The sequence below is a fragment of the Neobittarella massiliensis (ex Bilen et al. 2018) genome (assembly GCF_014269355.1).
In the GTDB taxonomy this organism is placed as follows: domain Bacteria; phylum Bacillota; class Clostridia; order Oscillospirales; family Ruminococcaceae; genus Neobittarella; species Neobittarella massiliensis.
Genome location: NZ_JACOGI010000002.1, coordinates 300630 through 315630, shown reverse-complemented (window position 1 = coordinate 315630; position 15001 = coordinate 300630). Strand labels below are relative to the sequence as shown.

11 protein-coding genes and 1 riboswitch are annotated in these 15001 nt (G+C 62.5%); of the genes, 1 reads left to right on the top strand and 10 read right to left on the bottom strand.

Annotation, left to right across the window (positions count from 1 at the left end; all coding sequences use genetic code 11):
* Positions 1-72 precede the first annotated feature (72 nt).
* The 8 genes from H8K20_RS10560 to hrcA all read right to left on the bottom strand — a co-directional run bounded on the left by H8K20_RS10560 (position 73) and on the right by hrcA (position 11461).
* Positions 73-1866, bottom strand: a complete 1794-nt coding sequence (locus H8K20_RS10560; protein ID WP_154866841.1) for an adenine deaminase — start codon at positions 1864-1866, stop codon at positions 73-75.
* A 95-nt stretch (positions 1867-1961) separates the two neighbouring features.
* Positions 1962-3293 carry an NCS2 family permease gene (locus H8K20_RS10555; RefSeq protein WP_154866839.1) on the bottom strand — a complete coding sequence of 444 codons (1332 nt, stop codon included), beginning with the start codon at positions 3291-3293 and terminating at the stop codon, positions 1962-1964.
* A gap of 154 nt (positions 3294-3447) precedes the next feature.
* Positions 3448-3545: riboswitch (purine riboswitch) on the bottom strand.
* A 238-nt stretch (positions 3546-3783) separates the two neighbouring features.
* Positions 3784-4113, bottom strand: a complete 330-nt coding sequence (locus H8K20_RS10550; RefSeq protein WP_186488384.1) for a hypothetical protein — start codon at positions 4111-4113, stop codon at positions 3784-3786.
* 538 nt (positions 4114-4651) lie between these two features.
* Positions 4652-5545, bottom strand: a complete 894-nt coding sequence (locus tag H8K20_RS10545; RefSeq protein ID WP_186488383.1) for a helix-turn-helix domain-containing protein — start codon at positions 5543-5545, stop codon at positions 4652-4654.
* Positions 5546-5983: 438 nt separating this feature from the next.
* A complete protein-coding gene (gene dnaJ / locus H8K20_RS10540) occupies positions 5984-7147 on the bottom strand; it encodes a molecular chaperone DnaJ (RefSeq protein ID WP_154866835.1) in 1164 nt (387 codons plus the stop codon).
* Between the two features lie 265 nt (positions 7148-7412).
* The gene (gene dnaK, locus H8K20_RS10535) at positions 7413-9263 is read right to left on the bottom strand and encodes a molecular chaperone DnaK (RefSeq protein WP_105205184.1); all 1851 of its coding nucleotides are present in this window, start codon (positions 9261-9263) and stop codon (positions 7413-7415) included.
* Between the two features lie 522 nt (positions 9264-9785).
* Positions 9786-10406, bottom strand: a complete 621-nt coding sequence (gene grpE, locus H8K20_RS10530; protein ID WP_105205183.1) for a nucleotide exchange factor GrpE — start codon at positions 10404-10406, stop codon at positions 9786-9788.
* Positions 10407-10438: 32 nt separating this feature from the next.
* Entirely contained in the window at positions 10439-11461 is a 1023-nt protein-coding gene (gene hrcA / locus H8K20_RS10525; RefSeq protein ID WP_164998224.1) for a heat-inducible transcriptional repressor HrcA, read from the bottom strand.
* Between the two features lie 293 nt (positions 11462-11754).
* On the opposite strand from hrcA, the gene H8K20_RS10520 reads away from it, so the two are divergent.
* Positions 11755-12258 carry a GNAT family N-acetyltransferase gene (locus tag H8K20_RS10520; protein WP_186488382.1) on the top strand — a complete coding sequence of 168 codons (504 nt, stop codon included), beginning with the start codon at positions 11755-11757 and terminating at the stop codon, positions 12256-12258.
* A 200-nt stretch (positions 12259-12458) separates the two neighbouring features.
* Here H8K20_RS10520 and H8K20_RS10515 read toward each other — a convergent pair whose 3' ends face one another.
* A complete protein-coding gene (locus H8K20_RS10515; protein WP_186488381.1) occupies positions 12459-14315 on the bottom strand; it encodes a carbohydrate-binding domain-containing protein in 1857 nt (618 codons plus the stop codon).
* A 7-nt stretch (positions 14316-14322) separates the two neighbouring features.
* Positions 14323-14997: a DUF4956 domain-containing protein gene (locus H8K20_RS10510; protein WP_105205213.1), complete on the bottom strand. Its 675-nt coding sequence runs from the start codon at positions 14995-14997 to the stop codon at positions 14323-14325.
* Positions 14998-15001 lie beyond the last annotated feature (4 nt).

Genomic DNA, 15001 nt, shown 5'->3' with positions numbered 1-15001 from the left:
GGCACCCATATAAAAGAGAGGGCCGCCCCGCGGGGGAGCGGCCCTCTCTATATATACGCGGCCGGCGGCCGCTTATGCCCGGTAGCTGGGGTAGTCGGGGAAGATGGGGATAAACTGCTTTTTGAGCACGTCGATCATGCCGATATCGGAGAATTTGACCAGCGGGATGACCGGCAGGGCCAGCGTGACGATGCGCAGCAGCGGATTTTTGAGGTCGAGCCCCAGGGTGCGCAGCGCCTTTTTCATGGCCACCGAGTCGGCGGCCACCTCGGCCCAGGGTTTTATGGACATGAGACCGCCCACCTGCAGCGGCAGGCTGCACAGCACCTGGCCGTTTTCGGCACAGCAGTAGCCGCCGCCCATCTCGACGAGCTGCCGGTAGATGGCGTAGCCGTCGGCCGGGTCGCTGAAGACGATGGTGAGGTTGTGGCTGTCGTGGCTGACGGTGGCGCCGTAAGCGCCTTTTTTGAGACCGAAGCCGCGCACCACACCAAAGGTGTGATTTCCCAGGCCGTGGCGGTTTTGGATCAGGGCGTAGTGCAGGTCGCTTTGGCCGGAGATGTCGATCAGGCCGTTTTTGACCGGCAGCTCTACGCGCTCGGCGCGGGAGAGCGAGCCCTGCATGTCGCTGTAGGTGAGCACGTTCACGGCCACCGTGTCGCCGCAGCCGGCGGGGGCCCGCATCAAAAAGTCGTCGGCGGTGAGCTCTGGCACCCGGACCGAGTTTTTGTGCTCGAGGGGGAAATCTTTTTGCTGGATGTCGACGGTGAGCTGGCCGTCTTTGGCCACCAGTTTGCCGCCGAAGAACACCTCTTTGACGTTGAGTGTCTCGAGACTGTCGACCAGCAGCATATCGGCCACGCAACCGGGGGCCACGGCACCCAGGTTCTCGAGGTGTGCCTCTTTGGCCACGTTGATGGTGGCCGCGCGCACCGCATCGATGGGGCGCATGCCCAGGCTGATAGCGTGGCGGGCCACGTCGTCGATATGGCCCACGTAGAGGATGTCGTCGGCCTCGCGGTCGTCGGTGCACAGGCAGAGCTGGTCGAAGTAGGTGAAGTCTTTGACCCCCTCCCACACCGCCTCGACGTTGTAGGAGATGGAGCTGTCGCGGGCATCGACATAGATGCCGGCGCGCATCTTGTCTCTGGCCTCGGCGCTGGTGGTGGACTCGTGGCAGGTGGTGGGGCCGCCGATGCGGTAGGCCGACACCATGCGCCCGGTCTGGCCGGGCAGGTGGCCCTGCAGGTAGAGGCCGTTTTTCTCGGCCACCTCGATGATCTCCATCATGCGGTCGTCGCCCTCGACGACGCCGACAAAGTCCATCACCTCGGCCAGACCGTGGACGTTCTCGAGCTTGGCCAGGCGGTCGATGGTGGCGGCGTCGAAGGTGGCGCCGGCGTTCTCGAGCCCCGGTACCGCCGGCACGCAGGAGGGGATGTTTACGAGCTGGCGCATGGGCACGTCTAAAGCGGCGTCGTGCATGTAGCGCACCGCCTCTTCGCCCAGCACATTGCCTATTTCGTGGGGGTCGGTGACGGCGGTGGTGGTGCCGTGGATGAGCACCGCGGCGGCGAAGTTGCGCGGGGTGAGCATAGACGACTCGATATGGACGTGGGCGTCGATAAAGCCGGGGATGATGGTCTTACCCTGACCGTCGTACACCTCTTTGGCCAGGTGCAGATCGGCGGCGGGGCTGCCGGCCTCGACATGGGCCACAAAGCCCTGGTGCACGAACACGGTGGCGGGATACACCTCGCCGGTGAACACGTTTAGGTACTGTACGTTTTTGATGGCCAGGTCGCACGGGACCCTGCCCAGCGCCGCTGCCAGCAGCGCCCGCTTGTCTTTGGGCTGGTATTTCATCTAGATCTCTCCCTCTCTTATAGAGATAAAGGGCCGGTACCGGCGCCCCTGCCGCGCTGTGCCGGCGATGTGTACACACACAGATACCGGCGCGGCTAGCCGAGGATGAAGTAGAGGATCAGCGGGACGCACAGCACGTACATACCGGGGTGGATCTTCTTAAATTTGCCGGTGATGACGTTGATGAACACGTGGCCGATGATGCCGGCGGCGATACCGCTGGCGATGGAGCCGGTGAAGATGCCGAACATGATCATCACGAAGGGGCCGAACGCCTCGGTAAAATCACTGAAGTCGATCTTGCCGAAGTCGCTGATCATCAAAAAGCCCACGAAGATGAGCGCCGGGCCGGTGGCGGCGTCGGGGATCATTAAAAACAGGGGCGAGATGAAGATGGTGATGATGAACAGGATGGCGGTGGTGACGGCAGTGAGGCCGGTGCGGCCGCCTTCCTCCACGCCGGAGGAGGACTCGACGAAGGTGGTGATGGTGGTGCAGCCGGTGAGAGCGCCGGCGCAGGTGCCGATGGCATCTACCAAAAAGGGCTTTTGGATGCCGGGCAGGTCGCCGTTTTCATCGAGCATATTCGCCTTGCTGGCCACGCCCAGCACGGTGCCGAGGGTGGAGAAGAAGTCGCCGAAGAAGGCCACAAAGATGAGGATGAGGAACTGGGGAGAGAGGATGTTTTTAAAGTCGAAGTAGCAGAGGATGTTGCCCACCTGCGAGGCGTCGGGGACCTTTAAAAAGCTGGTGGGCAGCTGGGTGACGCCGAAGGGGATGCCGATGATGGTGGTGGCGATGATGCCGTAGAGCAGCGCGCCTTTTACCTTGAAGGCGGTGAGGGCGGCGATGATGAGCAGGCCGATGATGGCCACGAACACCGAGGGCTTGGTGAAGTCGCCCATGCCGATGCCGTCGGCAAAGCTGCCGATACCGGTATTTTTAAAGCCCAGGTAGGCGATGAAAAAGCCGATGGCCGAGCCGATGGCGATCTTGATGTTTTTGGGCATCATGCGGACGATGAGATCGCGGATGCCGAAGATGGACAGAGCCAGGAAGATGAGACCCGACACCAGGATGATGGCCATGATCTGGCCAAAAGAAATACTACCGGATTGCAGCAGGGCGCCCAGCATAAAGTTGGTGCCCATTCCGGTAGATAGTGCAAAAGGCATATTCGCATAGAGACCCATAAGCAGGGTGATGAGGCCGCTGACCACCGCGCAGGTGACGAGGATCGCCTCTTTGGATATACTGACCCCGTTGATATCGACGATGGAGCTGGCATCGCCGAAGCCGACGATGGCGCTGGGCTGCACCACCAGCACATAGGCCATGGTCATAAAGGTGGTGAGGCCGGCCATCAGCTCGGTCTTGACGGTGGTCCCCCGCTGTTTGAGGCCAAAGAATTTGGACAGTTGTCCCATAGTTTCCTCCTCTTGGTACAAGTTATAGATGTGGGTAGCGAACTGTTGTCGGCAGTCACTAAATGACATTCTGGTAACTCATACGCACCGGCGGCGGACGGCAAAAAGCGGGGACCTGCCCCGACTTTTTGCACACTGTGCAGGGGCCCGCCGCCGACGGTGAGAAGTCTGCCATAGTACTTCATTTACGGTGAAGTGTAGAAACTATCTCCCATATCGAGATATTATATAGCAACTATCGACACCTAGATTATAAACGAACTGTGAACATGAGCACAAGCCCTGCGCCAGCTGAACTTTAGGGCGAAAAGGGACTATATTTTAGTAGAACACGACAAAAATTTTGAAAATATTTGTAGAATTGGGGGAACAGATCTCGGTGTGGCTGGGTGAGAACAACCATTTTTTAGCTGCGGCTCGGCTGGCGGCAGGCAACAAAAAAGCCGGCCGCAAGGGCCGGCTGGGGCCGGGGCCGGGCGAGAGTACCGCCTTAGGCGCCGCCCAACTGCACCAGCAGGTTGACGGCCAGGGCCAGCGCCAGCGGCACGCACAGCGCCACACAGCGGCCAAAAGGCATGAAGGGACGGCGGCCCTGCTGGCGGCCCACCTCGTCCATAAACTCGTTGGCGCTTTTGTCGGGGCCGCCGGAGAGGTAGTGGTAGTTGATAAGGGTCATCACCACGAACACCGCCATGAGCCCCAACAGGTAATAGGTGGTGTCGAACAGGAACCACAGCGCGATGCTCTGACCGGCGAAGATCACGGCGATGTACGCGATATACCAAAATGCCGCCTGCCGGTTCTGTTCCTTTTTGTCCATAGAGGTCTCCCCTTTCTGTGGGGCATAACCGCCCCTCTTTATTGCCAGTATAGCACAATATCTGTCTATAATCATCTGTTTTTCTGTGAACAGTGTGGATTGACGGGGATATTTTGCGGGGAGCGAGATGGGGCGGTGCAAACGGTGATCGGTGTATGGTGGATAGCAGGCGGGGATGATGGGCGCAGCAGGGGCGGTATGCGGGCGGCGAGCGGGTGCGCGCGATAGCAGGAGCAGCGGGCTGGTTGAGGGTTGAGGGCTGAGGATTTCAGATGGAGGGTGGTGGTGGGCGTGGCGCAAGGAGTGTGGAGCATGGGAGCGCGGCGCGCGGCGGAAGTTGGGGGCAGTGGCGGCAGGTAAGTGAGGGCGGGTATCGCGGCGGGACAGCGGTCCACCTGGCTGGGCGGGCGGTTGAGGCGGTGGGGACAGCGGCGGCGATGCGCGGGTGGAGAGTGGCGTGCTGCAGCGGGACTGGCGGGGGGCGCTTTGACGGCTGAAAGCCGCCGGGCCGGACGCCGCTGATCAGGCGGTACAGGATTTAGAGCCGGCCCCGCATTTTGCGGGTATAGTACACCAGCGACAGCAGGCTGGGGACCCCCAGCCAGAGACACATCACGGCCAGCGTAACCACCTCGAAACAGGGGACGGCCACCAGGCCGGCGATATAGAGCACCACCGCCGCCGGGGAGATGATACCGAGCAGTCGGTGGGCCAGATCCCAGGTGTCGCGGTCGCGGACCGTCCAGGGCAGGCGCAGGCCGGTGTGCCTGTTAAAGGGCAGCTTGGGCGACACCGCCCCGCTAAAGAGGATGACCACCGAGAGGATGGCGGCGGCCAGCCATTTTTCGCTATTTTGGGTGAGCTTTAGCACGCCGGTGCCCAGCAGGACGGCGACGGCAGTGCACAGCAGGAGCAGCACGACATGAAACAGGGTGGTGACCCGTATCGCCCCGAGCCGGCAGTTGCCGTCGGTGGGGCTGGTGAGCAGGGCCAAATTGCGATACAGCACCGCCAGCGCCGCCAACATACAGAGCCCCACCGCCACCGCGGCGGCCACCGGGCAGCGGCGCAGGGCCATCGCCAACAGCAGCGCCAAAAAGGTGAGACACAAAATGAGGTGCCGCTTATTTTCTATTTGGCGCAGAGTGCGGTAGGCGCGCACCTGTTGGGCCAACTGTTGGTTGAGCTGCGCCAGCTGCTCGCTGAGCTCGGCGGTGGGGGCGCTTGGAGCGGTTGGGGCGGGGCTGCCCAGCAGTTGGCTGACCGGGACCTGCAGCAGCGCCGCCAGCTGTACCAGCATGTCGGCATCCGGCACCGACAGCCCTTTTTCCCATTTGGAGATGGTCTGCCGCACCACGTGCAGGCCGACGGCCAGCTGCTCCTGACTCATTCCTCTCTCGCGGCGCAGCGCTCTGATGTTGTCACCGATCACGGCGATCACGCTCCTTTCACCACGATCATAGCAGCTGGGGCGGCGGCGGGCAAGCAACGGATGTTAACAGTGGCCGACAGAGCGCGCGGGAGCGGGTGCCAGGCGGGTATCGTATCGAGACAGCGGGCTGGTCTGGGCTGGTCTGGGCTGGGCTGATTTGGGCAGGGCTGGGCTGGGGCCGGTATGCCGGGCTGGCCCCGTTGGCGGCGGGGCGACCAGCGATAGGGGCCGCGGCGACGGACTGCACTTAGCGGTACCGGGCAGCCGTTTCGTTTAGACCGATTTTATTTCGCTGACCTGGCGGCGGCATAGAAAAGAGCGCCCCGACACGGTGTATTTCGTGTCGGGGCGCTCTTTTAGAGTGTTGCGGGTGGTTTTTTGTTCGCACCGGGGCGCGGCCGGGGCGGACAGCCCGCCTTTATGGGTGGCTGGGGGAAACTACTTCCATAGGTCTTTGAGCCGCTCGAAAAACCCCTTCTGCTTCTCGTAATTTTGCTCGATAGAGAGGGACTGCTCGAACTCCTCCAGCTCTTTTTTCTGGTCTTTATTGAGCTTTTTGGGCACCTCGATAGACACCTTTACGTACTCGTCGCCTTTGCCGCGGCCGTTGAGGTAGGGGATACCTTTGCCCCGCAACCGGAAAGTGGTGCCGGGCTGAGTGCCCTCGGGCACCTCGTACTTGACTTTGCCGTGGACGGTGGGCACCGTGACTTCGCCGCCCATGACGGCGGTGTAGTAGGTGATGGGCACCTCGACCCAGACATCGAACCCGCGGCGCTCGAACAGCGGGTCGGGCCGCACCGAGACGATGACGATGACGTCGCCGCTGGGGCCGCCGTTGACGCCGGCGTCGCCGTAGCCGCGCAGGGCGATGGTCTGGTCGTCGTCGATGCCGGCGGGGATGTTGACATCCACCTTTTTGGTGGCGCTGACCCGGCCGCCGCCACCGCACTTTTTACAGGGGGTGTCGACGATCTTGCCGGTGCCGCCGCAGCGCGAGCAGGGCCGCTGGCTCTGTATGACGCCGAACGGGGTGCGCTGGTTGGTGGTCACCTGGCCGGTGCCGCCGCAGTCGGGGCAGGTCTTGGGGCTGGTGCCTTTAGCCGCACCGGTACCGCCGCACTCGTCACAGGTCTCGAGCTTTTCGATGGTGATGGTCTTTTTACAGCCCTTGGCCGCCTCGAAAAAGTCGAGCACGATGTTTACGTGGTTGTCGGCCCCGCGGCGCGGTGCGTTGGGGTTTTGCCGGCGGCCACCGCTGCGGCCGCCAAAACCGCCGCCGAAAAAGGTCTCGAAAATATCGCCCAGGTCGTCAAAGCCGCCAAAGCCCGCGCCGCCGTATGCGCCGCCACCGCCGCCGGCCCCGTAGCTGGGGTCGACACCGGCGTGACCGAACTGGTCGTAGCGCTGGCGCTTTTGCTTGTCGCTGAGCACCTCGTAGGCCTCGTTGACCTCTTTGAACTTTACCTCCGCCTCTTTGTTGCCGGGGTTTAGATCGGGGTGATATTTTTTCGCCTTTTTGCGGTAGGCCTTTTTCAGTTCGTCGTCGCTGGCGGTCTTTGCGACCCCCAGGACCTCATAGTAATCTCTTTTCTCTGCCAAAAGCTACCACCTTCTCCTCATGGTCGGCCCCGGCACAAATGGGGCCGGGCGTATGGGCCACAGGGACCCTATACCCGCCATAGGGGCGGGAGAATCATTCCCCCACCCCGCCGGCGCTGGGCGCGGACAGCGCCGCGCCATCTATGTGTTTGGCCCGCAGTCGAACAGGGCTGGGCCATTTTCGTGTGTGCTGAGTGCTGAGTGTTGTATGCTATGTGCTGTACACAGTAAACAGTGCACAGTGAGCAGTTCCCGCAAAGGCGGCTTATTTCTTGTCCTCGTCGTCTTTGACCTCGGTGTACTCGGCGTCGACGACACCGTCGTCAGCCGGGGCCGACTGGGCGCCGGCAGCTGCCGCGTCGCCGGCGGGCTGGGCGCTGGCGCCCGCCTCTTTGTACACCCGCTCGCTGACGGCAAAGAAGGCTTTCTCCAGCTCCTCGCGCTTCTGCTTCATACCCTCGATGTTGTTTGCGCTGATCTCGGCTTTGAGGGCGTCGACTTTGCTCTGCAGGTCGCTCTTCTCGCTGTCAGTCATCTTGTCGCCCAGGTCTTTGATGCTCTTCTCGGTCTGGTAGACCACCTGGTCGGCGGCGTTTTTGGTGTCGATCTCCTCGCGGCGTTTCTTGTCGGCCTCGGCGAAAGCCTCGGCGTCTTTGACCGCTTTGTCGATGTCGTCTTTGGACATGTTGGTAGAGGAGGTGATGGTGATGTTCTGCTCTTTGCCGGTGCCCAGGTCTTTGGCCGACACGTGGACGATGCCGTTGGCGTCGATGTCAAAGGTGACCTCGATCTGCGGGACACCTCTGGGGGCGGGGGCGATACCGTCGAGGATAAAGCGGCCCAGCGTCTTGTTGTCGGCGGCCATCTCGCGCTCGCCCTGCAGCACGTGGACCTCTACCGAGGTCTGGCCGTCGGCGGCGGTGGAGAACACCTGGCTCTTTTTGGTGGGGATGGTGGTGTTGCGCTCGATGATCTTGGTGGACACGCCGCCCATGGTCTCGAGGCCCAGCGACAGGGGGGTGACGTCCAGCAGCAGGATGCCCTCGACGTCGCCGCCCAGCACGCCGCCCTGGATGGCGGCGCCGATGGCCACGCACTCATCGGGGTTGATGCCCTTGAACGGGTCTTTGCCGATAAAGCCCTTGACGGCTTCCTGCACGGCGGGGATACGGGAGGAGCCGCCCACCATCAGCACTTTGTCGAGCTGCGAGGCCGAGAGGCCGGAGTCGGACAGCGCCTGACGGACCGGGCCCATGGTGGCCTCGACCAGGTCGGCGGTGAGCTCGTTGAATTTGGCCCGGGTGAGGGTGAGATCCAGGTGTTTGGGGCCGGTGGCGTCAGCGGTGATAAAGGGCAGGTTGATGTTGGCCTGGGTCATGCCCGACAGCTCGATCTTGGCTTTCTCGGCGGCCTCTTTCAGGCGCTGCATGGCCATCTTGTCGCCGGACAGGTCGATGCCGCTGTCTTTTTTGAACTCGGCTACCAGGTAGTCCATCACCCGCTGGTCGAAGTCGTCGCCGCCCAGTTTGTTGTTGCCGGCGGTAGCCAACACTTCCTGTACGCCGTCACCCATCTCGATGATGGATACATCGAAGGTGCCGCCGCCCAGGTCGTAGACCATGACTTTCTGGTCGTCCTCTTTATCTACGCCGTAAGCGAGCGCTGCGGCGGTGGGCTCGTTGATGATGCGCTTTACGTCCAGACCCGCGATGCGGCCGGCGTCTTTGGTGGCCTGACGCTGGGCGTCGGTGAAGTAGGCGGGGACGGTGATGACCGCCTCGGTGACCGAGCTGCCCAGATAGGCCTCGGCGTCACCTTTGAGCTTTTGCAGGATCATGGCCGAGATCTCTTGCGGGGTGTACTTTTTGTCGTCGATAGCGACGGTATAGGAAGAGCCCATGTGCCGCTTGATGGAGCTGATGGTCTTTTCGGGGTTGGTGATGGCCTGACGTTTGGCCACCTGACCCACCATGCGCTCGCCGGTCTTGGAGAAGGCGACCACCGAAGGGGTGGTTCTGGCGCCCTCTGCGTTGGCGATGACTACTGCCTCGCCGCCCTCCATGACGGCTACACAGGAGTTGGTGGTGCCCAAGTCGATGCCGATGATTTTTCCCATTGTTGTTTCCTCCTTATATAAAACCTGATATTTTACCAAATCGTCTGTCTATGAAAAAGGGTCTGCCGCCCGCACAGGTGTTTTTGCATGTACGGTACAGGTGGCCGTGCGGCCCTGAGATTTTGCGCTGCTATAAGTGGCAATGTGCCCCTGCTTTCCACAACGGCGATGTGACCGGAAGAAAGCAGCGCGAGGGGCGGTGCCCCGAGAGTGCTTTCTTCTGTAAGTGGCCAAGCGCCCAGTGTCTTACATCGACACCGTGACCGGAAGAAGGGGCGGTGCCGCGCACAGCGGCAGGAGGGGCTGCGCCCAGTTCCTTTTTTAGGAGCGGCGCTGTGGCCGGAAGAAAGTACGCTGCTGCGAAGCAGCGCGAGGGGCTGCGCCCCGAGAGTGCTTTCTTCTGTAAGTGGCCAGCGCCCTGTGTCTTACATCGACACTGTGACCGGAAGAAGGGGCGGTGCCGCGCACAGCGGCAGGAGGGGCTGCGCCCCGACAGCGCCTTCTTCTTGGAGTGGCAAATTTCTAATTTGCCACTTTTACCATGGCATACCGGATGACCCGGTCGCCCATGACGTAGCCCTTTTGGAACACATCCACGATGGCCCCTTCACCCAGTTCGTCGTCCTCGATGTGCATGACGGCGTTGTGCAGGTTGGGATCGAAACTGCCGCCGGCGGGGTCCACCTCGGTGACGCCCAGCTTTTCGAGCGCCGCTTTGAATTGGGTGACGACCATGGCGATGCCTTTGGTAAAGTCGTCCTCGGTCTCGCTGGCCGCCAGCGCCCGCTCCAGATTGTCGAGCACATCGATAAACTGGGTGACGGTGCCGGCCACGCCTTCGGCGTAGATGCCGTCTTTTTCTTTGGTGGAGCGCTTGCGGAAGTTATCGTACTCGGCGCTTATCCGCAGCAGGCGCTCCTGCAGCTGGCTGTTTTCCTCTTTTTGCTTATCCAGCTCCTCCTGCAGGGGATCTTTTTTCTTTTTGCGGTGTTTTTTCTCTTTGCTCTCCGCCTTTTCCTCTGATGGGATCTGGTCCTTGTCGGTACTGGGCGGGTCGCCGGCAGCGGCCGTAGCCTGCTGCACCTCGTTGTCTGCGCCGGGCTGCTGGGCCTCGGTCTCTGGCGTCTTCTCTTCGCTGTTCACCTAAAAGCTCCTTTCTGGCCCGCTGGCCGCGGTCACTGGTCGCCCTCACTGTCGGCGCCACTTAAAATATTGCCGAGCAGGGCGGTAAAATATTCTATATGGGGTATGATCTTGCTGTAATTGAGGTAGCTGGGCCCGATGACGCCCAGCACGCCGCTCTCGCCGCCGCCGGAGCGGTATGGGGTGCTGACAAAGGCGATACCCGACAGGTTGGCGCCCAGGTCGTCGCCCATGGTGATGGCGATCTGCCGGGGGGCGGGGCTCTGGTCGCGCCGGGCGCGCTGCTGCAGCAGGTCGAGAAAGGTGAAAAAGTCGGTGTCTTGCCGGGCGTAGCGCAGGAGGTTGGTCTGCCCCTGCACCTGCACCTTTACCGAGCACAGCTCCTGACACAGGCCGATGAGCTGGGCCAGCACCGGCTTTAATACCGGGCAGGCCGCCAGCACCGCCAGCATCTCGCCCTGCAGATGGGCGGGGACGATCTCGCCCACCGGGCGGTCGAGGATGTTGCGGCGGACAAAGTTCTCGAGCACTACCAGCGCGTCGGCGTCGGCCGGCTCCTCCAGCCGACACACCCGGTTGAGCACCAGCCCGCCGCCGGTCATGGCCACGATGGCCAGAGTGGTGGGCGAGAGCAGCAGCAGCTCGATCTTCTGAAAGCAGATATCCTGCATTTGGGGGGAGGTGGCCAAGGTGGCGTACTGGGTGAGGTAGGCCAGCAGGTTACCCGCCCGCTGCAAAATGCTGTCGGGATCGGGCAGGCCGTGGGTCAAAAACTGGGCGATCTGCTGCTGCTCGTCGGCCGAGAGCTCGTCGCGCTCCATCAGGTGGTCGATGTAAAAGCGGTAGCCCAGACTGGTGGGCACCCGGCCGGCCGAGGTGTGGGGGTGGGTGAGAAAGCCGTACTTCTCGAGGGCGGCCATCTCGGCGCGGATGGTGGCCGAGGACATGCTGATGCCCGGCAGCGCGGCGATGGCTTTGCTGCCCACCGGCTCGCCGGTGCGGGCATATGCGTCGCAAATAGATTTTAATATAAAGCTCTGTCTCTGGGTGATCAAACCGCCCGCACCTCCTGCCCGGGCAGCCCGCCGGCAGAAAACCGGCAGCCGCCGCTCTATCTTTTCTTTAGCACTCATATACATCGAGTGCCAACACATACAATGTATCACGAAAGTCAAACAAAGTCAAGCGAGGATTTTACAATTTACATATTGGTCACAAACCGGCCTTACAACCGCTAAACATCGCCGTTTATCCCGCTGTTTTGACAGCGGTGCAGCGGCGGCGTATACTGGTGGGCGAGAGACTGGCAGCCATTTGCCAGGCGACGATGATAGAGGAGAGTTGCGACATGCCCACTGATAGACCGACCGCCCCGGCGGTACGCCCCTTTGCACCCCAAGACCTGCCCCAGATGACCGCGCTGTGGAACGACGTGGTCGCCGCCGGCTGTTACTTTCCGCAGGAGGTGCCGCTGGCTGCGGCGGAGGCCGGTGACTTTTTTGCCGCCCAGTCGTTTACCGGCGTGGCGGAGCTAAACGGCCGGGTGGTGGGCCTTTACATTTTGCACCCCAACGGGATCGGGCACTGCGCGGTGACGGCCAACGCCTCCTACGCGGTGGACGCCGGCTGCCGGGGCCAGCACCTGGGGGAGCTGCTGGTGCGGCACTCGCTGCAAAAAGCGCGGGAGCTGGGCTTTGTGGGGCTGCAATTTAACGCCGTGGTGTGCACCAACGCCCCGGCCATCGCCCTGTATAAAAAGCTGGGCTTTACCCAGCTGGGGACCTGCAAAAACGGCTACCGGCTAAACGATGGCCGCTGTGTGGACCTGCTGCTGTTCCACCACCCGCTGTAGTGCGATATGAAAACAGGCCGTGTCTGTCGCCGTTTGGCGACAGACACGGCCTGTTTTTTGTGAGAGCGCCCGCCTGGCTGACGGACAGGTCTCGGCAGCGGACACCAGAGCGGGGGCGCGAGCCGGAAGTGGCGGGGCGGCGTCTATGCGGTCTGCCGCCGACAGGTGGGCGCTCGGGCCCAGACGCTACATACCGCCCTCTAGGGGGATACGGTCTTGCCGCTGCCGCCGGCGGTGAGCGTATAGCTCTGCCCCGCCTGCAGGCCGGGGGTCGAGAGACAGTACCACTGGTAGCTCTTTTCAGCGGTGACCGAGAGCAGCGCGTTGCCGGCGGCATCGGTGAGCGTGAGCTGTGCGCCGGCGGAAATGCTGGCAGTACCGGTGATAAAGGGCTGGCTGGAGGACTGGTCGGGCTGCTGGGCCATACCGGAGCTGCCCAGAGCTAGCAGCGTACCGCCGGAGAGATCAAATGAGTCGTCGAAATCCAGCGCGCCGTCGCCGCCGCTGGTGGGGCCCTGCACGGTGACGGTGCCACCGGTCATGGTGATGCTGCCGTTGGCGTCGAGACCGTCGCCGCTGGCATTTACATAGAGCGTACCGCCGCTTATGGTGAGACTGGCCCCCTGACTCTGCTCAAAGCCGCCGCGGCCGAGGCCGGTCTCGGGGTTTTGGGCGCTGTCGCTCTGCTCGTCCTGTCCGGCGTCGCCGGCGGCGTTGATGCCGTCGTCGCTGGCCAGGATCTGGATATCGCCGCCGGACAGCAGGATATCAAAGGCCTCGAGCCCCTCGTAGCTCCTTGTAATGTCGATGGCGCCGCCCTCGACGGTGAGCGTGCGGTCGGCGTGCATGCCGTCATCGCCGGTGGCGATGGTGTAGCTGCCGCCGGTGACGGTGATGGAGCTGTCGCTGTGCACCCCATCGTCGTAGGCGTCGATGGTCCCGGTGCCGCCGGCCAGCACCAGATCCACATAGCACTTGAGCCCCTTGGTGCTGGTGCTGGTGTTGGTGCTGTCGTCATCGGTGGTGGCGACGGCTTGGGCCGTGACCTGACTGCCGGCGGCCAGTGGCCGTTGGCCGCCCGGTCCGCCGCCACCGCCGCCCCAGGGCAGCTCGGCATCGGGCACGTTTTGATTTTGGGGGGCGTTGGCGCTGCCGCTGCCGGTGGTGAGATCGAGCGTGCCGCCGTTTACCCGCAGCAGCGTCTCGGCCTGGATGCCGTCGCCGTCTGCACGGATACAGATATCGCCGCCGTCGATCATCACATAGCCGCGGGTGGCGTCTTCCGTGTTGGTGGCCTTGATACCGTCGCCACCGGCGGTGATGGTGAGACTGCCGTCTTTGATCGAGACGCTGTCTTTGCCCACCGCCCCGTTGCCGGCGGCGGTGATATCGACAGTGCCGCCGACTACTTTGAGGGCGTCTTTACACTTGACACCGTGCTGGGCGGCAGCCTGCACGGTGAGCGACCCGCTGCCGTTCACCGTGAGATCGTCTTTGGCGAAAATAGCGGCGTCAGGGTCGTCCTGGCTCTCGCTGGGGCGGGCGTCGATAACTGTGTTTTGACTGCCGGGGGCCAGCGTGAGGATGGTATCGCCGTCTTTTATATAGAGGGGCGCCGAGCTGGCGCAGCTGATCGATACGCCGTCCAGCACCAGCTTGACCGCCTCGCTGCCGGAGACCTCGACAATGATCTGCCCGTCGCTGATCGCGCCGCTGAGCAGGTAGGTGCCGGCCTTGGTGATGGTGATCGTGCTGCCGCTGACGGTGGCCCCGCTACCGCTGACGGTGCTGCCGCTGTCGCTGAGTACGATGGTGGAGCTGTCGTTTGACCAGCTGGCATCGAGCTTTTCATCGCTGTACTTGCCGGCGGACAGCGCGACGGCATTTATGGTGGCGTGGCCGTCGGCGGTGAGCACCTGGGCCACGGACGGTGCATCTTCTGACTGGGTGGCGGTGCCGGTGCTGGCAGTGGACTGCTGCCGGCCACTACAGCCGGCCAGCAACAGCCCGGCCAGGCACAGCGCCAGATATTTTTTACCCGTTCTTATCACTTTCATCACCCGCCTATAGCTCCTGCTGCTCGGACGCCAGACGCCCGCAGCTGACTGTCAAGTTGCCGTTGCGGCAGCGGATGGCGTCGATCATCTGTTTTTCGCGGCGGCTGTCGCGCAGCACCACGGTATAGCACAGCTGATACATGCTGCCCAGGTTGGTGGTCTTGACCTTGACCAGCGCCGACTCTTTGGTGTACTCGGCCAGGATATCGTCGAAGATCTCGGTGTAATCGAGGTTTTCGGGGATGGTGATGGACAGGTCTTTTTGTTCCCACCGGTGCTCGCCAAAGCGGGTCTTGCCCAACAGGAGCAGCGCTAGACCCACCAGCAGCGAGAACAGCGCCGCCAGCGTGAGATAGCCCATACCGGTGGCCAGGCCTACGGCCATAGCGATAAAGATGGCCACGATCTCACGGGAGGTGCCGGGCGCCGAGCGAAAGCGGACCAGACTGAAGGCGCCGGCCACCGCCACGCCGGTGCCCACGTTGCCGTTGACCATCATGATGACCACCTGCACCGTTACCGGCAGCAGCACCAGCGTCATGACGAAGTTTTTGGTGTAACTGCCCAGCTGCATGTACACCACGGCGATAAACAGCCCCAGCGCCAGCGAGACCAGCGCACACAAAAGCGCCTGGCCGATATCCAGCCCGCCGGTGACCCCGGTCAAAATACTGTCAAACATCATC